General features: G+C 71.1%; 16 protein-coding genes. 10 read left to right on the forward strand and 6 right to left on the reverse strand.

Features of this window, described 5'->3' with window-relative positions:
- Positions 1–5: 5 nt before the first annotated feature.
- The 8 genes from ACFWCH_RS06325 to ACFWCH_RS06360 all read left to right on the forward strand — a co-directional run bounded on the left by ACFWCH_RS06325 (position 6) and on the right by ACFWCH_RS06360 (position 9122).
- Positions 6–1205, forward strand: a complete 1200-nt coding sequence (locus ACFWCH_RS06325; protein ID WP_378803148.1) for a class I SAM-dependent methyltransferase — start codon at positions 6–8, stop codon at positions 1203–1205.
- Positions 1206–1535: 330 nt separating this feature from the next.
- Positions 1536–2840 carry a glycine betaine/L-proline ABC transporter ATP-binding protein gene (locus ACFWCH_RS06330; protein WP_136032223.1) on the forward strand — a complete coding sequence of 435 codons (1305 nt, stop codon included), beginning with the start codon at positions 1536–1538 and terminating at the stop codon, positions 2838–2840.
- Positions 2840–3808 carry a proline/glycine betaine ABC transporter permease gene (locus tag ACFWCH_RS06335; protein ID WP_206252067.1) on the forward strand — a complete coding sequence of 323 codons (969 nt, stop codon included), beginning with the start codon at positions 2840–2842 and terminating at the stop codon, positions 3806–3808. Before ACFWCH_RS06330 ends, ACFWCH_RS06335 begins: the two co-directional genes overlap by 1 nt.
- 175 nt (positions 3809–3983) lie before the next feature.
- Positions 3984–4889, forward strand: coding sequence for a glycine betaine ABC transporter substrate-binding protein (locus ACFWCH_RS06340; RefSeq protein ID WP_247638097.1), 906 nt, complete (start codon positions 3984–3986; stop codon positions 4887–4889).
- Positions 4890–5044: 155 nt separating this feature from the next.
- Entirely contained in the window at positions 5045–5824 is a 780-nt protein-coding gene (locus ACFWCH_RS06345) for a CPBP family intramembrane glutamic endopeptidase (RefSeq protein WP_247638098.1), read from the forward strand.
- Between the two features lie 105 nt (positions 5825–5929).
- Positions 5930–6907 carry a choloylglycine hydrolase gene (bsh, locus tag ACFWCH_RS06350; protein WP_136032217.1) on the forward strand — a complete coding sequence of 326 codons (978 nt, stop codon included), beginning with the start codon at positions 5930–5932 and terminating at the stop codon, positions 6905–6907.
- Positions 6908–7028: 121 nt separating this feature from the next.
- A complete protein-coding gene (locus ACFWCH_RS06355) occupies positions 7029–8504 on the forward strand; it encodes a lipase maturation factor family protein (protein ID WP_378803149.1) in 1476 nt (491 codons plus the stop codon).
- Positions 8505–8759: 255 nt separating this feature from the next.
- Positions 8760–9122 carry a hypothetical protein gene (locus ACFWCH_RS06360; RefSeq protein WP_378803150.1) on the forward strand — a complete coding sequence of 121 codons (363 nt, stop codon included), beginning with the start codon at positions 8760–8762 and terminating at the stop codon, positions 9120–9122.
- A 105-nt stretch (positions 9123–9227) separates the two neighbouring features.
- Here the strand turns inward: ACFWCH_RS06360 and ACFWCH_RS06365 are convergent, their stop codons facing one another.
- The 6 genes from ACFWCH_RS06365 to ACFWCH_RS06390 all read right to left on the reverse strand — a co-directional run bounded on the left by ACFWCH_RS06365 (position 9228) and on the right by ACFWCH_RS06390 (position 13456).
- Positions 9228–9995, reverse strand: coding sequence for an ABC transporter permease (locus tag ACFWCH_RS06365; RefSeq protein ID WP_378803151.1), 768 nt, complete (start codon positions 9993–9995; stop codon positions 9228–9230).
- A complete protein-coding gene (locus ACFWCH_RS06370; protein WP_136045059.1) occupies positions 9992–10759 on the reverse strand; it encodes an ABC transporter ATP-binding protein in 768 nt (255 codons plus the stop codon). The genes ACFWCH_RS06365 and ACFWCH_RS06370 overlap by 4 nt, the downstream gene beginning before the upstream one ends.
- Positions 10756–11124 carry a DUF1048 domain-containing protein gene (locus ACFWCH_RS06375; RefSeq protein WP_136032206.1) on the reverse strand — a complete coding sequence of 123 codons (369 nt, stop codon included), beginning with the start codon at positions 11122–11124 and terminating at the stop codon, positions 10756–10758. Before ACFWCH_RS06375 ends, ACFWCH_RS06370 begins: the two co-directional genes overlap by 4 nt.
- A gap of 1 nt (position 11125) precedes the next feature.
- Positions 11126–11476: a PadR family transcriptional regulator gene (locus tag ACFWCH_RS06380; protein ID WP_136032205.1), complete on the reverse strand. Its 351-nt coding sequence runs from the start codon at positions 11474–11476 to the stop codon at positions 11126–11128.
- 121 nt (positions 11477–11597) lie between these two features.
- A complete protein-coding gene (locus ACFWCH_RS06385) occupies positions 11598–12236 on the reverse strand; it encodes a response regulator transcription factor (protein WP_136032203.1) in 639 nt (212 codons plus the stop codon).
- Positions 12224–13456, reverse strand: coding sequence for a sensor histidine kinase (locus tag ACFWCH_RS06390; RefSeq protein WP_378803152.1), 1233 nt, complete (start codon positions 13454–13456; stop codon positions 12224–12226). Before ACFWCH_RS06390 ends, ACFWCH_RS06385 begins: the two co-directional genes overlap by 13 nt.
- A 108-nt stretch (positions 13457–13564) precedes the next feature.
- Between ACFWCH_RS06390 and ACFWCH_RS06395 the strand changes: the two genes are divergently transcribed.
- Positions 13565–14332 carry an ABC transporter ATP-binding protein gene (locus ACFWCH_RS06395; RefSeq protein WP_378803153.1) on the forward strand — a complete coding sequence of 256 codons (768 nt, stop codon included), beginning with the start codon at positions 13565–13567 and terminating at the stop codon, positions 14330–14332.
- On the forward strand, positions 14332–16848 hold the full coding sequence (locus ACFWCH_RS06400; protein ID WP_378803154.1) for an FtsX-like permease family protein: 2517 nt from the start codon (positions 14332–14334) through the stop codon (positions 16846–16848). The genes ACFWCH_RS06395 and ACFWCH_RS06400 overlap by 1 nt, the downstream gene beginning before the upstream one ends.
- The last annotated feature ends 148 nt before the right edge of the window (positions 16849–16996 follow it).

Genomic DNA, 16996 nt, shown 5'->3' on the forward strand with positions numbered 1-16996 from the left:
GGCTGGTGCCGGAGTTCCCCTACGCCCGCCTGCGCCGCTGGCCCGACGTCGAGGCCGAGAACCTCCAGGCGCACGACGCCACCGACCTGCTGCTCGCGTCGCGGGCGCTCGACAGCGGGATCACCGGTGCCGAGATCGCCGTGATCGGGGACGACTACGGCGCGATCACCCTGCCGCTCGTGGCGTCCGGGCTCCGGGGGATCCGGGTGCACCAGGACCTCGCGACCGGGCGCCGCGCCCTCGCCCGCAACGCGGAGGAGCTGGGACTCGACGGCTTCACGACGCACGAGCTCGACGAGACGCTGCTGCGCGGGGCACGGCTCGTGCTGCTGCAGCTGCCCAAGGTCCTCGCGGAACTGGAGCAGATCGCAGATGCGGTCGCCCGCTGGGCCGCGCCCGACGCGGTGCTCGTGGCCGGGGGTCGCGTCAAGCACATGACCCTGGCGCAGAACGAGGTGCTGCGGCGGAGCTTCGGGGAGGTGCAGCCGCAGCGGGCCGAGCGCAAGTCGCGGCTGCTCGTGGCGTCGCAGCCGCTGGCCGTCCCCGCGCAGCCGCCCTTCCCCGTGCGGGCCGCGCACGACGGCCTCGCCCTGGTCGCGCACGGCGGCGCGTTCGCCGGACCCCGCCTCGACATCGGCACGCGCGTGCTGCTCGAGGCGCTCGCGCTCGACGGTTCACAACGCCGGAGAACCGCTCGCCCCGGGGCTGCATCCCCGCCGGAACTGCCGGAGAACGAGGGTTTCTCCGGAGTCGTGAACGCCGAGGATCCGCGCCGTGTGCTCGACCTCGGCTGCGGCACGGGCGCGCTCGCGGTGTCCTGGGCCCTCGCGCACCCCGGGGACGCGGTGACCGCGACCGATCGCTCGGCCGCGGCCGTGGCCTCGACCCGGGCGACCGCGGCCGCGAACGGCGTCGCCGACCGCGTCACCGTGACCCACGACGACGCCGGATCCGACCTGCCCGACGGGGCGTTCGACGTGGTGCTGCTGAACCCGCCGTTCCACCTCGGCAGCAGCGTGCACACGGGGGCCGCGACCCGGCTGTTCGAGGCCGCCGCGCGACTGCTCCGGCCGGGCGGCGAGCTGTTCACGGTGTACAACTCCGGCCTCGCGTACCGCCCCGAGCTGACGCGACTGATCGGGCGGACGGAGCAGCTCCGACGCACCCCGAAGTTCACCGTGACGCGCAGTGTGCGACGCCCGTGAACCCCCGTCGCCGAGATTGCTAGACGCTCGTACTATCCCCCGGTCAGCACCGGAAACCCGGGCCCGTTCCCGGCCCAGGATTTGTCCCTGACCGGCCATTTCGTTACGTTGGTCTGTGGGCCTGACGGCCCGAAGACCAGTCCGCGACCACGTCCTTCTTTCGATGAGCTGTGCTGCGAAGAGGCGTGGGCGTACGGTCGGTCCTCTCTGCGGCGGATCCGAAATCCACCGCCCGCGCCGCCACAGCGATGATGTCGAACGGCCTCGTGAGGATCACCCGGACGTGACCGAAGCAGGCTCAGCCACCCGAGGCCGAGCCGCAGGGGAAACGTGTCCGACATCGCACTCGAAGCGCGCCATCTGTACAAGGTGTTCGGGAGGAATCCGAACGCCGCCGTCCGCCGACTGAAGGCGGGTGAGAGCCGCGCGGCCGTCGCCGACGCGGGCACCGCCGCCGTCATCGACGCCAGCTTCACCGTGAACCGCGGTGAGATCTTCGTCATCATGGGCCTGTCCGGATCGGGCAAGTCCACCATCATCCGCATGCTCAACGGCCTGCACGACATCACCGACGGCACCGTCACGGTCGGCGGCGACACCATCACGGGCATCCCCGCGGGTCGTCTGCGTGAGATCCGCCGCGACCGCATCTCGATGGTCTTCCAGCACTTCGCCCTGCTGCCGCACCGCACGGTGGCCGCGAACGTGGCCTACCCGCTCGAGCTCAAGGGCGTCGCGGCGGCCGAGCGGCAGGCGAAGGCCGAGGAGATCCTCGCGCTCGTGGGCCTCGAGGGCCAGGGCGACAAGCTGCCGTCCGAGCTCTCCGGCGGCATGCAGCAGCGCGTCGGCATCGCCCGCGCGCTCGCCGCCGACAGCGACATCCTGCTGATGGACGAGGCGTTCAGCGCGCTCGACCCGCTGATCCGCCGCGAGATGCAGGAGCAGCTGCTGGAGCTCCAGCAGAAGCTGCACAAGACCATCGTCTTCATCACGCACGACCTCAACGAGGCCATGTTCCTCGGCGACCGGATCGCCGTGATGCGCGACGGGCGCATCGTGCAGATCGGCACGCCGGAGGACATCCTGATGGACCCCGCGAACGACTACGTCGAGCAGTTCGTGCAGGATGTGGACCGTGCCCGCGTGCTCACCGCCGCGAACGTCATGGAGCGCCCGCGCCCCGTGGTCGCCGAGACCGCCGGCCCGCGCACGGCCCTGCGCCAGATGCGCGACGCCTACATGTCGGCCACCTACGTGGTCGGCAAGGACCGCCAGCTGCTCGGTGTGGTCACCGACCGCGATGCGGTGAAGCTCGTGCGGCAGGGGGTGACGCGACTCGACTCCGTGATCAAGCCCGTGCTGCAGAGCGTGCGCGAGGACGACGTGCTCATGAACCTGTTCGTGCCCGCGGTGGAGTCGCCGCTGCCCCTGGCCGTGACCGACGCCGACGGGCGACTGGCGGGCGTGATCCCCCGCGTGACCCTGCTCGCCGCCCTCGGCCCCGGCCCCGGCTCGACCGAGGAGATTCTGCTGCCGATGACGCCCATGCCGCAGGCGGAGATCGACGCGGTGCTCGACGACGGGTGGACGGCCGAGCCGCTGCCCACGACACCGGAGACGGAGGAGGTGCGCTGATGGACGGATTCCGCATCCCCCTGGGCGACTGGGTCGCCGCCGGAGTCGACTGGATCACCGCGAACCTCGACGGTCTGCTCGACGTGGTGTCGTTCGTGGTGAGCTTCCTCGTGGACGGCCTCACCCGGCTGCTGCTCACCCCGCACTTCGCCGTGATCATCGTGATCGCCGCCCTGCTCGCCTGGGTCGTGCGGTCGTGGAAGCTCGCGATCGGCACGGCCGTGTCGTTCCTGCTGATCGTGGCGATGGACCTGTGGGTGCCCGCGATGCAGACCCTCGCCCTGGTGCTCGTCGCGGCGATCGTGGCGGTGCTGATCGCGGTGCCGCTGGGCATCTGGTCGGCGCGCAACGCCACGGTTCGGGCGGCCCTGAAGCCGGTGCTCGACTTCATGCAGACCATGCCCGCGTTCGTGTACCTGATCCCCGCGATCGTGTTCTTCGGCATCGGCGTGGTGCCGGGACTCGTGGCGACCGTGATCTTCGCGCTGCCTCCCGGCGTGCGCCTGACCGAGCTGGGCATCCGCGGCGTCGACTCCGAGACCGTGGAGGCCGGGCATGCGTTCGGCGCCACCCCCGGCCAGATCCTCCGCGGCATCCAGCTGCCCCTGGCGATGCCGACCATCATGGCCGGCGTCAACCAGGTGATCATGCTCGCGCTGTCGATGGCCGTGATCGCCGGTATGGCGGGAGCGGACGGCCTCGGGAAGATGGTGGTCGAGGCGATCTCGACGATCAACATCCCGAAGGGCGTCGAGGCCGGTCTGGGCGTCGTGCTGATCGCGGTCTTCCTCGACCGGGTCACCGCCGCGCTGGGGGCCCCGGGCGAGAACCGCTCGTCGCTGTGGGGCCTGTGGAAGCGCCGCCGGTCGGGCGCGGGACCGGGCGCTGCGCCCGCCGCCGCCGCGACCTCCACCGCCGCGACCCCCGCGTCGTCCGACGCCGTCGAGCCCGAGCTCACTCGCGCCTGACCCCACCCCACCGCGACGTCCCGCCCCGCCCCCGCCCACGCGCGGGTGCGGGGTGGGAAGGGGCCCGATCGGGGCGGGTTCCGGCCCGTTCTCCATCCCGCACGCCGCCCACCCGCTGTCCCGCGGCTCGTCCGCACTCCTGAAATCACATACGGAACGCAAGAGAGAGAAGCACATGAAGAAGAAGATCCTGACCCTCACCGCCCTGGGCGCCGCAGCAGCGCTCACCCTCGCCGGATGCAGCGGCGACGGAGCCGGTGGCACCAGCGCGGGCGGCGGCGACGCCGACGACAAGGGCACCATCACGCTCGGCTTCCTGCCCTCCTGGACCGACGGCCTCAGCACCGCGTACCTCCTGCAGGACCAGCTGGAGAAGATCGGTTACACGGTCGAGATGAAGACGCTCACCGAGGCGGGTCCCCTCTACACGGGTCTCGCGCAGGGCGACGTCGACATGTATCCGTCGGCCTGGCCCGAGCTCACGCACGCCGAGTACATGAAGAAGTACGGCGACGACATCGAAGACCTCGGCGCGTACTACGACAACGCCAAGCTCACCCTGGCGGTGCCGGAGTACTCCGATCTCACCTCCATCGAAGACCTGGCGGGCAAGGGGGCGGACTTCGACGGCAAGATCTACGGCATCGAGCCGGGCGCCGGCCTCACCGCGCAGACGCAGAAGATGATGCCCGAGTACGGGCTCGACGGCGAGTACGAGCTGGTGACCTCGTCGACCGCGGCGATGCTGACCGAGCTGAAGACCGCGACCGACAAGCAGGAGGACATCGTCGTCACGCTGTGGCGTCCGTTCTGGGCCAACGACGCCTTCCCCGTGAAGGACCTCGAAGACCCGAAGGGCGCGATGGGCGAGGCCGAGGGCCTGCACTTCCTCGGCACCAAGGGCTTCGCCGGGGAGTTCCCGGAGGCGGCCGAGCTGATCGAGAAGATCAAGCTCGACGACGAGCAGTACGGTGCGCTCGAAGACCTCGTGGTCAACGAGTACGGCGAGGGCAAGGAAGCCGACGCGGTCGACGCGTGGCTGGAGAAGTACGGCGACCAGTTCGACTGGACTGTCAGCTGAGCTGACCCGTCTCTGCACGAAGGGAGGGCTCCCGTCCGGGGGCCCTCCCTTCGAAGTCTCCCCCGGGCGGGGCTTGCCTTCGCGATTGCGGTGGCGGGTCGGCGTGCGCTTCACTGAACCCGAACCCCACCCGGCACGCGACACCCGAGGATGAGATGGCCACCGAGAGCACCACACCCCTCCGCGTCCGGCCGCGGATCTGGATCGGCCTCGTCATCTACCTGGCGTACGTCGCTGTCGTCTTCACCGTGCAGCAGGCGACCGGCATTCCCTACACGTCCCTCGGCGACAGCGGACGCGACCTCTTCCTGGGCGCCGGCCTGTCCCTCATCGTCGGAGCGGTGCTCCTGGCGATCACGACGAGCCTGCTCGGGTGGTGGCGTCCCGCCCTGTTCGAGCGGACGCGCGCCGCGCATCGCTGGCCGATCATCGCCCCGGTGCTGATGGCGGTGGCCCTGGGCGTGAACCTCGCCTCCACCGACTGGGCCTCCTACGACGGCGCCTTCTTCGCCGCGTCGATCGTCCTGCTGCTGGTCGGCTTCACCGAGGAGCTGACCACGCGCGGACTGCTGCTCGTCGGGCTGCGCAGCCGCCTGTCCGAGGTGTGGGTGTGGCTGCTGACCTCCGCGCTGTTCGGACTCATGCACCTCATCAACGCGCTCAGCGGGCAGCCCCTCGTCCCCACGCTGCAGCAGGTGTTCCTCGCCTTCGGCGCCGGCACCATCTTCTACGTCCTGCGCCGCGTGACCGGCAGCCTGATCTGGGCCATGGTGCTGCACGGGTTCTGGGACTTCTCGACGTTCGCGGTCGGGCACGGCGCCGCAGGACCGCTGGCCGGGCTGGGCCCTGTGCTGGAGATCGTCGCGGTGGTGGTGGCGCTGGTGGGCGTCGCGTTCGTGATCCGCGACGCCGACGAGCGCACCGCGACACCGTAGAGCACTCGTCCGCCGCGGGTGGCACCCCCCTTACGCTCCGCGGGGGAAGGTGCGACCATGACCGTTCGCGGACCCGGCCGGGCCCCGGCAACGGGAGAGGGAACCATGTGCACAGGACTGAGCTTCACCACCGCCGACCACTACTTCGGGCGCAACCTCGATCTGGAGTTCTCGTACCACGAGACCGTCACCGTGACACCACGGAACTTCCCCTTCGAGTTCCGACGGATCCCGCCCCTGTCGACCCACCACGCGATCATCGGCATCGCGACCGTCTCCGACGGCTACCCGCTGTACTACGACGGCACGAACGAGAAGGGCCTGAGCATGGCCGGACTCAACTTCCCCGACAACGCCTTCTACCCCGCGGAGGGAGCGGGCGGCACGGAGATCACCCCGTTCGAGTTCATCCCCTGGGTGCTCGGGCAGTTCGAGACCGTCGCCCAGGTGAAGGACGCGCTGCGATCCGTGAGCCTCGTCGACATCTCCTTCAGCGCGGAGTTCCCGCTGTCGCCGCTGCACTGGATCATCGCCGACCGGACCGCCTCGATCGTGGTGGAGAGCGTGCGTGACGGACTGAAGGTGTACGACAACCCGTGGGGCGTGCTCACGAACAACCCCACGTTCGACATCCAGAGCTTCCGCCTGAACGACTACCGGCACCTCACGCGCCGCCAGCCCGACAACACGTTCGCGCCGGATCAGTCGCTCGACCTGTACAGCCGCGGCATGGGCGGGATCGGGCTGCCCGGCGACCTGTCGTCGTCGTCGCGCTTCATCAAGGCGGTGTTCACCCGCATGAACTCGGTCTGCGGCACCACCGAGTCGGAGTCGCTGAGCCAGTTCTTCCAGATCCTCGGCTCCGTCGCCCAGCAGCGCGGGTGCGTGCAGGTGGGCGACGAGGAGAAGTACGAGATCACGATCTACTCGTCCTGCTGCAACACCGACCGGGGCGTCTACTACTACACGACCTACGAGAACAGTCAGATCACCGGGGTCGACATGCACCGTGAAGACCTCGACGGCACCGCGCTCGCCGTGCACCCTCTCGTCGAGGGGCAGCAGATCGCGATGCAGAACTGACGCGCCTCGGGCCCGTCGTCTCGATGCGCTCGCTCAGCGGCCGCCTGAGCGAGGAGCGCAGCCCTCGAACGACGGACGCAACCCCCTGACCGGCGTGCGGCGGCCGGCGTAGCCTGTGGCCGTGGACGGGTTCGCGGCGGTCGACTTCGGGTTCGCCCGCGAGGTCTTGCAGCGGGGCATCGCGGCGCTGTACGTGGTCGCGTTCGTCTCCACGCTCAACCAGTTCCGCGCCCTCCTCGGCGAGCACGGACTGCTGCCCGCCCCGGCCCTGCTCGACTGGGTCGCGCAGAAGAGCGAGCGACGGAAGCTGCTGCACCCCACGCTGTTCACGCGCTGGCGCTACACCGACCGGCGGCTCGTGGCGCTGTCGTGGGCCGGGATCGCGGTGGGCGTGCTGCTGGTCGCGGGGGTGCCGCAGCTCGGGCCGCCGTGGCTGCCGATGGTGTGCTTCCTCGCGCTGTGGTTCGGGTACATGTCGGTCGTGAGCATCGGGCAGACGTTCTACTCCTTCGGGTGGGAGATGCTGCTGCTCGAGGCCGGGTTCCTGGCGGCGTTCCTGGGGTCGAACGACCAGCCGCCGCCGGTCGTGGTGATCGTGCTGTTCTGGTGGCTGCTGTTCCGCCTGGAGTTCGGTGCCGGGATGATCAAGATCCGCGGCGGGCGCGAGTGGCGCGACCTCACCGCGATGACGTTCCACCACGAGACGCAGCCGATGCCGGGCCCGCTCAGCCGCCAGGCGCACCTGCTGCCGCGGTGGTTCCACAGGCTGGAGGTCATCGGCAACCACGTCGCGCAGCTGGTCGTGCCGTTCTTCCTGTTCGCTCCCGTCCTGTCGCTGTGGGTGCCGGGGCCGGTGCCGCAGATCGTCGGCGCGGTCGCCGGCGGTGTCGTGATCGCGACCCAGCTGTGGCTCGTGCTCACCGGCAACTTCGCGTGGCTGAACGCGGCGACGATCGTGCTCGGCTTCTCGGCGATCGGGCTGCCGGGGGTGGGCGCGGCCGAGGGGGCACCCGAGACGGCGCTGCCCTGGACCGTGTCGGGGATGCCGCTGTGGTGGGTCGTGGTGACCTCGGCCGTCGGCGTGCTGTTCGTGGTGCTGAGCGTGCCGGCCGTGCGGAACCTGTTCGCGCGGCGGCAGCTGATGAACGCGAGTTTCCACCGGTGGCAGCTCGCCAACGCCTACGGCGCCTTCGGCACGGTGACGCGGGAACGCATCGAGATCGTGGTGGAGGGGTCGGACGACGAGGAGGGGGTGCACTGGCGGGAGTACGGGTTCCGCGGCAAGCCCGGAGACGTGCGGCGCGTGCCGCGGCAGTTCGCCCCATACCACCTGCGGCTGGACTGGCTGATGTGGTTCCTGCCGCTCGGGCACTCGCTGGACGACTGGTTCACGGTGTTCCTGCTGCGACTGCTCGAGGCCGACGGCCCGACCCTGCGGATGCTGCGCGTCGACCCGTTCCACGGTGAACGGCCGCGATGGGTGCGGGCGGTGTCGTACCGGTACCGTTTCGCGACCCGCGCGGAGCATCGCGCCGACGGTGCCGTGTGGGTGCGCAGCGGTCGCCGTGTGATCCTCGGTCCGCTCGGCCTGCGCTGAGGACGGCGCGTTCCGGGGGCGTGAAGGAGACCTCCCGCCCTGAACGAGCGTCGGCGCGCTCGGCTCCTTCCGGGCGCGAGATCCTGCAGACCGCGCGGCCGGAGTCGGGCGATTCAGATGTCCTCGCCGACGGGCTGGTCGCGAAGCCGCCAGATGCCAGGCGGGGGCGCCGATTGACAGCCGGATCCATAGCTCCTATAAGAGCTACATGTCCGATCCGCGAGCGTTCGTCCAACACATGATGACGGACTTCTCGTGACCGAGCCCCGCAGTCAGGCGCGGTTCCCGCGCGTCCCACGGCGACGGTACGTCGCTGCGGGACTCTGGGCGGCGGCTCAGATCGTGGTTGCCGGCGGCGGCGTGCTTCTCCTCTTTCTCACTGCGATGCGAGGGGACGGGTGCGCGTTCTCATGCAGAGACGATGTCGCCAACGTCGTGATCGACGGCACGAAGGCGGCTCTCCTCGTGATCACGCTCATCGAGGTGGCCATGCTCGTCATCGCACTCATCAAGAGGGCCTCGCCGCATGTGATCGGTGGTGTGGCGATCGGTCTGAGTCTTGCCGTGATCACTGTCGCGTCCGTGCTCATGGTCTCCGCGTACCCGGTTTCCCCATGATGTGAAGGAGATCTCTGCCTGCCATACCGTGCGGCCGAGCGCAGCGAAACGCCCCGGCCGGGGTGCGAGACCCCGGACGGAGCGTTCCGTTCCGCTTGGCGACGATCAGCTGACCTTCTTCCGGTAGGAGATGATCGCGAACACGTAGGCGACCACGAGGATGCCGACGCACCAGGCGAGGGCGATCCAGATGTCATCGCCGACGGGCTGCTCGGCGAACAGCGCCTGGATGGTGTTGACGATCGAGGTGACCGGCTGGTTGTCGGCGAACCACTGCACGGGTGCGGGCATGGTGTCGGTCGGCACGAAGGCGGAGCTGATGAACGGCAGGAAGATCAGCGGATACGAGAACGCGCTCGCCCCGTCGACCGTCTTGGCGTTCAGCCCGGCGATGATCGCCAGCCACGTCAGCGCGAGGGTGAACAGCATCAGGATGCCGATCACTCCGAGCCAGGCCCACACGCTCGCCCCGGTGCGGAAGCCCATCAGCAAGCCGACGCCGAAGATGATCGCGAGGGTGATCGCATTCGCCGTGAGCGACGTCAGCACGTGGGCCCACAGCACGCTCGATCGGGCGATCGGCATGGAGTGGAACCGCTCGAAGATGCCGCTCTGCATGTCGGTGAACAGCCGGAACGCGGTGTAGGCGATGCCCGACGCGACCGCGATGAGCAGGATGCCCGGCAGCAGGTAGTTCACGTAGTTGTCGGTGCCGGTGCTCTGCTGGAGCGCGCCGCCGAAGACGTACACGAACAGGAGCATCAGCGCGATCGGGGTGACCGCGGTGGTGATGATCGTGTCGGGGCTGCGGAAGATGTGCCGCATGGAGCGGCCGGTGAGGGTCGCCGTGTCGGCGGCGAAGTGCGTGCTCATGCTGCGTCCTTTCGTGAGGGTCCGATCAGGGTGAGGAAGATCTCCTCGAGGGTGGGCTGCTTCTCGACGTACTCGACCTGCGCGGGCGGGAGCAGCTGCTTCAGCCCGGCGAGGGTGTCGTTCGCGATGATGCGGCCCTCGTGCAGGATCGCGATCCGGTCGGCCAGCTGCTCCGCCTCGTCGAGGTACTGCGTGGTGAGCAGCACCGTGGTGCCGCTGTGCGCGAGCTGCTTCACGACGTCCCACACCTCGATGCGCGCCTCGGGGTCGAGGCCCGTGGTCGGCTCGTCGAGGTAGATCACCTCGGGGTCGCCGACCAGGCTCATCGCGATGTCGAGCCGCCGCCGCATGCCGCCCGAGTAGGTGCCGACCTTGCGGCCACCGGCGTCCGTCAGGCGGAAGGTCGCCAGCAGGCGGTCGGCGACCCCGCCCGGGTCGGGCAGGTGCCGCAGCTTCGCGACCAGCACGAGGTTCTCGCGCCCGGTGAGGATCTCGTCGACCGCGGCGAACTGCCCGGTGAGGCTGATCTTCTCGCGCACGCCGAGGGGGTTCGCGGCGACGTCGACGCCCTGCACGGTCGCCGTGCCGGCGTCGGCCTTCAGCAGCGTGGAGAGGATCCGCACCATCGTGGTCTTGCCGGCACCGTTCGACCCGAGGAGGGCGAAGATCGATCCCCGCTCCACCTCGAAGTCGACGCCGCGCAGCACGTGCAGGTCTTTGTAGGACTTCTCGATGCCTCGCACCGAGAGGGCGGTGTTCGTCATGACTGCTCCTTCTTCTTCGCGTCCTCGACGGCCTTGGTCAGCCGGGCGCGCTCCTTGTCGACCCACTGGGTGCCCCCGTAGGCCTCGGCGTAGGTCTCGGCGAACTCGACCGGGTCGGCGCCGATGATGTCGTCGATCGGGGTGCCGTCGATCGCGGCGCGCTCCCACAGGTCGGCGAGGTCGAGGAAGATCTGCACCAGCGTGTCGCCGTCGGTGATCCCCCCGTAGTACATCGTGTAGCGGTGCTGGGCGTTGGCGACCGTGCGGTACGGCTCGGGCAGAGCCTCGATCCGCGCCTTCGCCTGCTTGTACTGCTTCTTCTGCTCGAGCGATCCGGTGAGCGCTTCGATCCACTTGGCGGCCATGTCAGTTCTCCTCGCTGGGGGTGTTCGTGTGAGTGGTGTTCAGTCGTTCGATGTGTGTCGTGAGGAAGTTCCAGGTGGTCCAGAACTCCTCCAGCTCCTGCCGGCCCGCGGCGTTCAGGGTGTACACCTTGCGGGGCGGGCCCTTCTCGCTCGGCACCTTCTCGACGTCGACGAGCTTCTTCTGCTCGATGCGCACCAGCAGGGCGTAGACGGTGCCCTCGGCGGTGTCGGTGAAGCCGTGGTCGCGCAGGCGCGTGGTGATCTCGTAGCCGTAGGCCGGCTGCTCGGCGAGGAGGGCCAGCACGATGCCCTCCAGGGTGCCCTTGAGCATCTCGGTCATCTGCTTGCCCATGTGGTCCCCCTCTCCTTCTCGGTTCAGTACTCAGTGTTGCTGGGTACCGGTACAAAGTAACACTGAGTACCGGTACTTAGCAACACCGAATACCGAACTTCTTCGGAGAGGTGCGACGGGGTCAGCTGCGCAGGTAGGCGAGCACGGCGAGGACGCGGCGATGCCCGCTGTCGCTCGACGAGAGGCCGAGCTTGGCGAAGATGTTGCCGATGTGCTTGCTCACGGCGGTCTCCGTGACGAACAGCCGCTCGGCGATCGTGGTGTTGTCGAGCCCCTCGGCCATGAGGCCCAGCACCTCGCGCTCGCGGGGGGTGAGGGTCTGCACGGGGTCGTCGGCGCGACGGCGGCTGAGCAGCTGCGAGATCACCTCGGGGTCCATCACGGTGCCCCCGGCGGCCACGCGGCGCAGGGCGTCGACGAACGCCGCGACCTTGCCCACCCGCTCCTTCAGCAGGTAGCCCAGACCGTCGGCGCCCGCGGCGAGCAGTTCCCCCGCGTAGCGATCCTCCACGTAGGCGGACAGCACCAGCACCGGGAAGCCGGGACGACGGGCCCGCGCCTCGGCGGCCGCCTTCAAGCCCTCGCTCGTGAAGGTCGGCGGCATCCGCACATCGAGCACCGCCGCATCGGCATCGTCGAGCAGCGCGAGGAAGCCCTCGGCGTCGGGCACGGCACCGATCACGTCGAAGCCCTCGCTGCGCAGCAGCAGCGCCAGCCCCTCCCGCAGCAGGGTGTCGTCCTCCGCGATCACGATCCGCACGGCAGCTCCGTCCTCAGCACGGTCGGCCCGCCGGCCGGGCTCGTCACGTCGAGCGTGCCCTCGAAGGCCTCGATCCGGCGACGGATCCCGGCGAGACCCCCACCCGGCCGCTCGACCGCCCCGCCGACGCCGTCGTCCTCCACCGCGATCAGCAGCAGCTCGCCCTCCCGCTCGACCCGCACCGTGGCGCGCGTCGCCGCGGCGTACTTGTTCACGTTGGTCAGCGCCTCCGCCACGACGAAGTAGCTCGCCGACTCCACCGCCGCCGGTACCCGGCCCACCCCGGCGGTCTCCAGCGCGCACGGCACGACGCTGCGCCCGGCGAGCGACGCGAGCGCGCCCTCCAGGCCCAGCTCGTCGAGGATCGGCGGATAAATGTCGTGCACCGTGCGCCGCAGACCGGCGAGGGCGTCGGCCGCGGCATCCTGCGCCCGCCGCAGCGGTTCTCCGACGTCGCCGCCCGTCTCCTGCGCACGCTCCGCGATCCCCAGCATCATCACCACGTTCACCAGCCGGTTCTGCGCCCCGTCGTGCAGGTCGCGCTCGATGCGGCGCAGCTCGGCCGCGTGCGCGTCGAGCGCCGCCGCCCGGCTCAGCGTCAGCGCGTCCACCCTGGCCGCCAGCCGTGACCGCGCGGGCGTCGCCAGCAGCGTCGCCGACACGAACGCGACCAGGCGGGCGACCGCCGGCACCAGGAACGCCGCGGCGATCGCGTAGCCGAGGGCCACCAGCGGCATCGTCCACGCGAGCTCCCACGACGTGACCGGATACGGCGAGCCCACCGGGTCGTCGGCCGGCGCGAACTGCCAGTACCACGTGACGGCGAGGGTGTTCACGGCCGAGACGGGAAGCGCGAGCGTGAGCAGCGACAGCCACATCACGGGGAACGCGTGCACCGTGAGCCACAGGGCGTCGCGGGCCGTGGCGCGCGAGAAGGCGAAGCGCAGCCGCTCATCGATCGTCGAGCCGCGGGGAAGCGTGCGTGCGAGCGGCGGAAGCTCCTCACCCCGCCGCCGGCCGATGCGCCGCCGGTTCACGTCGCTCCACCGGTGCAGCACCTGCACGGCCTGCGGCATCAGCAGCACGCCGCCCGTGATGAGCATGAGCGGCAACAGCACCAGGATCACGCAGAACAGCCCGAGGGAGACGACCGACGCCCCGAGCTCGACCCCCAGATACCCGGCGTCGCGCAGCCACCGGCGCCCCCATCCATCCTTCACCCTGCCAGTCTGCCGGAGCAGAGTGCGCGGCACGGTATAGCCAGCTCCACCATCGATCGGGGACCGGGCGGGATGGGGCCGCCCGCTCGGTGTTCCTAGCGTCGAAGCATGACCACCACACCCCCTGCGCCGCTCGTCGAGGCGGCACCGACCGAGGCGCTCCGCCTCTCCGGACTCGTCAAGGCGTACGGCTCCGGCGCCGCGCGCGTCACCGCTCTCCGCGGCGTGAACCTGGCCATCGCGAAGGGCTCCTTCACGGCGATCATGGGGCCGTCCGGCTCGGGCAAGAGCACGCTGCTGCACAGTGCAGCGGGGCTCGATCGTCCGACCAGCGGCACCGTCCACCTCGGCGGCACCGAGATCTCCGCCCTGAAGGCGCGCCAGCTCACGACGTTCCGCCGCGACCACGTCGGCTTCGTGTTCCAGGCGTACAACCTGCTGCCCGCGCTGACCGTGGAGGACAACATCACCCTCCCGCTGCGGCTGGGCGGACGCGCCATCGACCACCGGTGGCTCGAGACACTGCTCGACGCGGTGGGGCTCGCGGACCGACGCCACCGCCGACCCGCCGAGCTCTCCGGCGGCCAGCAGCAGCGGGTGGCCATCGCCCGCGCGCTCATCACCCCCCCGCACGTGGTGTTCGGCGACGAGCCGACCGGCGCGCTCGACTCGCGCACGGGTGCCCAGGTGCTCGACCTGCTCGCCCACACCGCGCGGGAACTGCACCAGACCGTGGTCGTCGTCACGCACGACCCCGTCGTCGCCTCGCACGCGGACCGGGTGGTCTTCCTCGCCGACGGCGCGTTCGCGGGACACCTCGACGGCGCCACCGCGCAGGAGATCACCGCCCGCATGAGCACGCTCGGGGAGTGGTGATGGCCGCCGCGTCGCTCGGCCTCGGACGGCTCGTCCGCGCCGACCTGCGCCACCACCGGCGCAGCCTCGCCGGAGTGTTCGTGGCGATCTTCGTCGCGAGCGCCCTGGTCACCGGGCTCGGCGTGCTCGTGGAGTCGGGCATCCGCGGCGGCCTCGCCCCGCAGCGCTACACGGCAGCCGAGGTCGTGGTGGGCGCCGCGCAGCAGGTCGACGTGCCGGAGGACCTGCCCGTGGCACTGCGCGAGCGTGCGCCGCTGCCCGCCGACGCCGCCCGCGAGATCGCGGAGCTGCCCGGGGTCGAGGCCGTGGTCGCCGACGTGACCGTGCCGCTCGCCGCCCCTCGAGCCCCGGATGCGACGGCGGTCGTGGAGGCGCACCCCTGGGCGGCGACGGCGCTCACGGGCTTCGCGCTCAGCGACGGCCGCGAGCCCGCCGAGGCCGAGGAGGTCGTGGTCACCGCGGACTCCGGGCACGCGGTGGGCGACACCCTCTCCCTCGCGCACGGCGGCGTGCCGGCGGACTACCGCGTCGTGGGCGTGGTGACCGCGCCCGTGCCGCCCGAGCGCGGGGCGGCCGTGTTCCTCACGGGCGACCGCATCGCCGAGCTCGACCCGCACGGCGGCGCCCCGCAGGTGCTCGGCGTGTTCGTGGAGGGCGAGGACGCGGAGGCCGTGGCGACCGCCATCGGCGAGACCCTGCCCGGGGTGGTCGCCCGCACCGGCGACGCCCGCGGCGACGTGGAGTTCCTCGACTCCGGCGCCGCCCGCACGATGCTCGTCGCGATCGGCAGCGCCTTCGTCGGCACGTGCATCCTCGTGGCGCTGTTCATCGTGGCGGGCACGCTGTCGCTGTCGGTGCAGGCGCGACGGCGGGAGTACGCGCTGCTCCGGGCGGTGGGCGCCACACCGCAGCAGGTGCACGCGCTGATCGCCCGCGAGGTGCTCGCGGTGGCCGCGGTCGCCGCGGTGCTCGGCCTGGCTCCGGGCTACCTGCTCTCGACGGTGCTGCAGACCGCGTTCGTGGCCGGAGGGGTGATCCCGGGCGACTTCGCGCTCGCCGTGAGCCCGATCCCCGCGGCCGGTGCTCTGCTGCTGGTGCTCGGCGCGGCGTGGGGCGCGGCCCGGATCGCGGCGCGGCGCCCCGCGCGCCTGGACCCCATCGAGGCGCTGCGCGAGTCGTCGACCGGGCCGGGACCCATCGGCCTGCCGCGCATCATCGCCGGGATCGTGTTCGCCGCCGCCGGGGTCTCGGTCTCGACCGTGCCGCTGGTGGTGCGCGGGGATGCGGCCGTCGGCGCCTCGGCGGGTGCCGCCCTGATGCTGATCGTCGCGCTGGGGCTGCTCGGCCCGTGGCTGGTCGCGGTCTGCGTGCGGCTGGTCGGCCCGCTGCTGCGTCGGCTCTCGGCGGCGGGCTTCCTCGCCGCCGCCAACACGGCGGCGGGCAGTCGACGGCTGGCGGCCGCGATCCTCCCCATCGCGCTCGGCATCGGGCTGGGACTGGTGCAGATCGGCGGACCGGCGATCGTCGCGGACGAGGCGGCGCAGCAGGCCCGCGACGGCGTCACCGCGGAACTGCGGGTGTCCGCGCCCGCGGGACTCTCGCCCGCGACGGTCGAGGCGCTGCGGGAGGCACCGGGGGTGACCGGGGCCTCGGGCGTGGCGCTCAGCGCGGCCGTGATCGACTCGCGCGACATCGAGGGCCAGCTCGAGCGCACCGAGTACGTGCTGCAGGGCGTCGACCCCGCGACCGTGGACGGGCTGCTCGACCTGCAGGTGCAGGAGGGGGCGCTGGCGGCACTCGACGGCGGCCGTGCCATCGCCGTGAGCGTCGACACCGCACACACCCTCGGGGTCGGCCTGGGCGACACGGTCACCGGGACGATGGGCGACGGCACGGCGCTGGACGCCACCGTGGTCGCGGTCTACGAGCGGGGCCTCGGCTTCGGCGCCCTCACCATGGACGCCGCGCACGTGCGCGCCCACACCTCCGCGGGGCTCGACGCGTTCGCCCTCGTGTCCGTGGAGGGCGACGCGGCACAGACGGCCGATGCGCTCGCGGCGGGCGGGCTGCTCGTCGCACCCGCGTCCGGGCAGAAGGCCGCCGGGGCGGATGCGGTCTCGCAGCAGGGCTGGGTGAACCTCGTCGCGCTGCTGGTGATCCTCGGGTACATCGCGATCGCCGTGGTGAACACCCTCGTGATGGCGACCGGTGAGCGCTCGCGCGAGCTGGCGCTGCTGCAGCTGGTCGGGGCGACCCGCGGCCAGGTGCGCGCCACCATGCGGGTCGAGGCGATCCTCGTCGCCGCGATCTCGATGGTGTTCGGCGTGCTCGTGGCGATCCCGCCGCTGATGGGGATGAGCTACGGCATCTCCGGACAGCCGGTCCCCGCGATGCCGGTCCTCGGCTCGCTCGCGATCATCGGCGGCATGGGGGCGCTGGCGCTGGTCGCCCTCCGCGTCGCGACGGGCGCGGCGCTGCGGCGTCGGCCGATCGAGGAGATCGGTTCGCGCGAGTAGTGCGGTGTGACGGGGGCGTCCGCGGGGCGGGCGTCTCCGTCCGCATCGGGCGAGGGGGATCCGCCCGCCGGGTGGGGTGAAAAGGCGGGGTGAATTCTCCCGGTCCGGCCGGGACGGAGCTGCGCACCCGGGCAGTCTGGCGGAGGCC

It is taken from the genome of Microbacterium sp. NPDC060132 (assembly GCF_042729675.1).
GTDB classification, from domain to species: domain Bacteria; phylum Actinomycetota; class Actinomycetes; order Actinomycetales; family Microbacteriaceae; genus Microbacterium; species Microbacterium sufflavum.

Excerpts from the sequence above, each read along its gene's own strand:
- ACFWCH_RS06335 (WP_206252067.1), top strand. The coding sequence starts at position 2,840 with ATGGACGGATTCCGCATCCCCCTGGGCGACTGGGTCGCCGCCGGAGTC.
- ACFWCH_RS06345 (WP_247638098.1), top strand. The coding sequence starts at position 5,045 with ATGGCCACCGAGAGCACCACACCCCTCCGCGTCCGGCCGCGGATCTGG.
- ACFWCH_RS06370 (WP_136045059.1), bottom strand. The coding sequence starts at position 10,759 with ATGACGAACACCGCCCTCTCGGTGCGAGGCATCGAGAAGTCCTACAAA.
- ACFWCH_RS06400 (WP_378803154.1), top strand. The coding sequence starts at position 14,332 with ATGGCCGCCGCGTCGCTCGGCCTCGGACGGCTCGTCCGCGCCGACCTG.
- ACFWCH_RS06375 (WP_136032206.1), bottom strand. The coding sequence starts at position 11,124 with ATGGCCGCCAAGTGGATCGAAGCGCTCACCGGATCGCTCGAGCAGAAG.
- ACFWCH_RS06380 (WP_136032205.1), bottom strand. The coding sequence starts at position 11,476 with ATGGGCAAGCAGATGACCGAGATGCTCAAGGGCACCCTGGAGGGCATC.
- ACFWCH_RS06340 (WP_247638097.1), top strand. The coding sequence starts at position 3,984 with ATGAAGAAGAAGATCCTGACCCTCACCGCCCTGGGCGCCGCAGCAGCG.
- bsh (WP_136032217.1), top strand. The coding sequence starts at position 5,930 with ATGTGCACAGGACTGAGCTTCACCACCGCCGACCACTACTTCGGGCGC.
- ACFWCH_RS06365 (WP_378803151.1), bottom strand. The coding sequence starts at position 9,995 with ATGAGCACGCACTTCGCCGCCGACACGGCGACCCTCACCGGCCGCTCC.
- ACFWCH_RS06395 (WP_378803153.1), top strand. The coding sequence starts at position 13,565 with ATGACCACCACACCCCCTGCGCCGCTCGTCGAGGCGGCACCGACCGAG.